Annotated in this window: 1 tRNA gene and 2 rRNA genes (1 of these 3 cut by a window edge); all 3 read right to left on the bottom strand. The window is 55.1% G+C overall.

The features are described 5' to 3' along the window. Position 1: 1 nt before the first annotated feature. Positions 2 to 78: transfer RNA gene (locus EO081_RS16685), tRNA-Met, on the bottom strand. Positions 79 to 248: 170 nt separating this feature from the next. Next, a 5S ribosomal RNA gene (gene rrf, locus EO081_RS16680) occupies positions 249 to 363 on the bottom strand. 98 nt (positions 364 to 461) lie between these two features. Next, a 23S ribosomal RNA gene (locus tag EO081_RS16675) occupies positions 462 to 3140 on the bottom strand (it continues 115 nt past the right edge of the window).

Here is a 3140-nt window from a genome sequence, read left to right as displayed (position 1 = left end):
TTGGTTGCGGGGACAGGATTTGAACCTGTGACCTTCAGGTTATGAGCCTGACGAGCTACCGGGCTGCTCCACCCCGCGCCAATTGCGAGCGTTGGCTTCAGGGCGCTTTTTCCGAAAGGCGGGAGCCTTTCGCAAGGCCGACTGGCCGTCGCGCCTTATTGGCGCGGAAGCCAAAGCCGCGGATGCGGCTGCCGGCGCCTGAGGCCAACAGACAAAGTGAATGGGTGTTTGTGAGCACGGGCTTCAATGCCTGGCGACGACCTACTCTTCCATCGCTTGAGCGATAGTACCATTGGCGCAGTCTGGTTTCACGGCCGAGTTCGGGATGGGATCGGGTGGGTCACAGACGCTATAGCCACCAAGCAATGAAGCCGGTGCACACAAGGTTTTCAAATCGATTGGCAAGGCTGGGAGACATCCGCATGCCGGACAACCCAGGGTTGTCGTTGATGGTGGGACTCTTCAAGCGCGAATAGGACAATTAGTATCGGTTAGCTACACACGTTACCGTGCTTCCACATCCGATCTATCAAGGTCGTGGTCTCCGACCGTCCTAAGAAATCTTATCTCGAGGGAGGCTTCCCGCTTAGATGCTTTCAGCGGTTATCCCGTCCGTACATAGCTACCCTGCTGCGCCGTTGGCACGACGACAGGTACACCAGAGGTACGTTCACCCCGGTCCTCTCGTACTAGGGGCAACTCCTCTCAAATTTCGACGCCCACGGCAGATAGGGACCAAACTGTCTCGCGACGTTCTGAACCCAGCTCACGTACCACTTTAATTGGCGAACAGCCAAACCCTTGGGACCTGCTCCAGCCCCAGGATGTGATGAGCCGACATCGAGGTGCCAAACAACCCCGTCGATATGAGCTCTTGGGGGTTATCAGCCTGTTATCCCCGGCGTACCTTTTATCCGTTGAGCGATGGCCCTTCCACGAGGGACCACCGGATCACTATGACCGACTTTCGTCTCTGCTCGACTTGTCAGTCTCGCAGTCAGGCTGGCTTATGCCATTGCACTCTAACAGTCGGTTTCCAACCGACCTGAGCCAACCTTCGCGCGCCTCCGTTACTCTTTAGGAGGCGACCGCCCCAGTCAAACTACCCGCCACAGAGGGTCCCTGAACCAGTTTCATGGTTCGAGGTTAGACAGTAAACAACAACAGGGTGGTATTTCACTTGATGGCTCCACACCAGCTGGCGCCGGTGCTTCAAAGCCTCCCACCTATTCTACACAGTTCTTGTCCACTGCCACTCTGAAGCTGCAGTAAAGGTGCACGGGGTCTTTCCGTCTAACCGCGGGTACTCCGCATCTTCACGGAGAATTCAATTTCGCTGAGCATGTCCTGGAGACAGTGGGGAAGTCGTTACGCCATTCGTGCAGGTCGGAACTTACCCGACAAGGAATTTCGCTACCTTAGGACCGTTATAGTTACGGCCGCCGTTTACCTGGGCTTCATTTCGGAGCTTGCACCCCTCCACTTAACCTTCAGGCACCGGGCAGGCGTCAGACCCTATACGTCGTCTTGAAGCCGACTTAGCAGAGCCCTGTGTTTTTGCTAAACAGTCGCTACCCCCTGGCCTGTGCCCCCCATGAGTGCTTGCGCATACATGGGGCCTCCTTCTTCCGAAGGTACGGAGGCAATTTGCCGAGTTCCTTCAGGACACTTCTCTCAAGCGCCTTGGTATACTCTACCTGACCACCTGTGTCGGTTTCGGGTACGGTCTATACGGTGGGGCTATTTCCCGGGACAGCTTCGAAGCCAGTGCAATCCGATAAGCACTGACAACACACGCCATCCGTCACACACCACCAGGCTGCGGAATATTAACCGCATTCCCATCGACTACCCCCTTCGGGCTCGTCTTAGGGGCCGGCTCACCCTGCGCGGATTAGCCTTGCGCAGGAACCCTTGGTCTTTCGGCGAGAGGGCATCTCACCCTCTTTATCGCTACTCATGTCTGCATTCGCACTTCCGATACCTCCACGGTCGGTTACCCTCCCGCTTCACAGGCGTACGGAACGCTCCGCTACCGCGTGATCAAAGATCACACCCTAAGCTTCGGTGCGTGTCTTGAGCCCCGTTACATCTTCGCCGCAGGAACCCTTGTTTAGACCAGTGAGCTGTTACGCTTTCTTTAAAGGATGGCTGCTTCTAAGCCAACCTCCTGGTTGTTTTGGGATTCCCACATGCTTTCCCACTTAGACACGACTTGGGGACCTTAGCTGTAGGTCAGGGCTGTTTCCCTTTTGACGACGGACCTTAGCACCCGCCGTCTGTCTCCCGAGTAGTACTCCTAGGTATTCGGAGTTTGGTTAGGTTTGGTAGATCTCGCGACCCCCTAGCCCATCCAGTGCTCTACCCCCTAGGGTATTCGCTCGAGGCACTACCTCAATAGTTTTCGCGGAGAACCAGCTATTTCCCGGCTTGATTGGCCTTTCACCCCTAAACACAACTCATCCGGTAACTTTTCAACGTTAATCGGTTCGGACCTCCAGTGCGTGTTACCGCACCTTCATCCTGGTCATGCCTAGATCGCCGGGTTTCGGGTCTAATGCATCAAACTAAAGGCGCCCTATTCAGACTCGCTTTCGCTACGCCTACACCTAACGGCTTAAGCTTGCTTGATACATTAAGTCACAGACCCATTATGCAAGAGGTACGCGGTCACCCCATAAAGAGGCTCCCACTGCTTGTAGGCAATCCGTTTCAGGTACTGTTTCACTCCCCTCATCGGGGTGCTTTTCACCTTTCCCTCACGGTACTAGTTCGCTATCGGTCATGTACGAGTATTTAGGCTTGGAGGGTGGTCCCCCCATGTTCAGACAGGATTTCACGTGTCCCGCCCTACTCGAGTCCTCATCCATCACTTTCGCATACGGGGCTGTCACCCGCTATGGCGCTCCTTTCCAGAAGCTTCTGCTAGTTGAAGATGAGGCACTGGCCTGGTCCGCGTTCGCTCGCCACTACTAACGGAATCTCGGTTGATGTCTTTTCCTCCGGCTACTGAGATGTTTCAGTTCACCGGGTTCGCTTCACCAAAGCTATGTATTCACTTCGGTGATACCTCTCCCATTTAACCCGGCCGATGTTTGCACACCGGCTGAATTAAATGGTGAAGGTGGGTTCCCCCATTC

It is taken from the genome of Sphingomonas desiccabilis (genome assembly GCF_004135605.1).
In the GTDB taxonomy this organism is placed as follows: domain Bacteria; phylum Pseudomonadota; class Alphaproteobacteria; order Sphingomonadales; family Sphingomonadaceae; genus Sphingomonas; species Sphingomonas desiccabilis.
The sequence above is the reverse complement of the archived record's forward strand: the minus strand, read 5'-3'. Positions and strand labels throughout refer to the sequence as shown.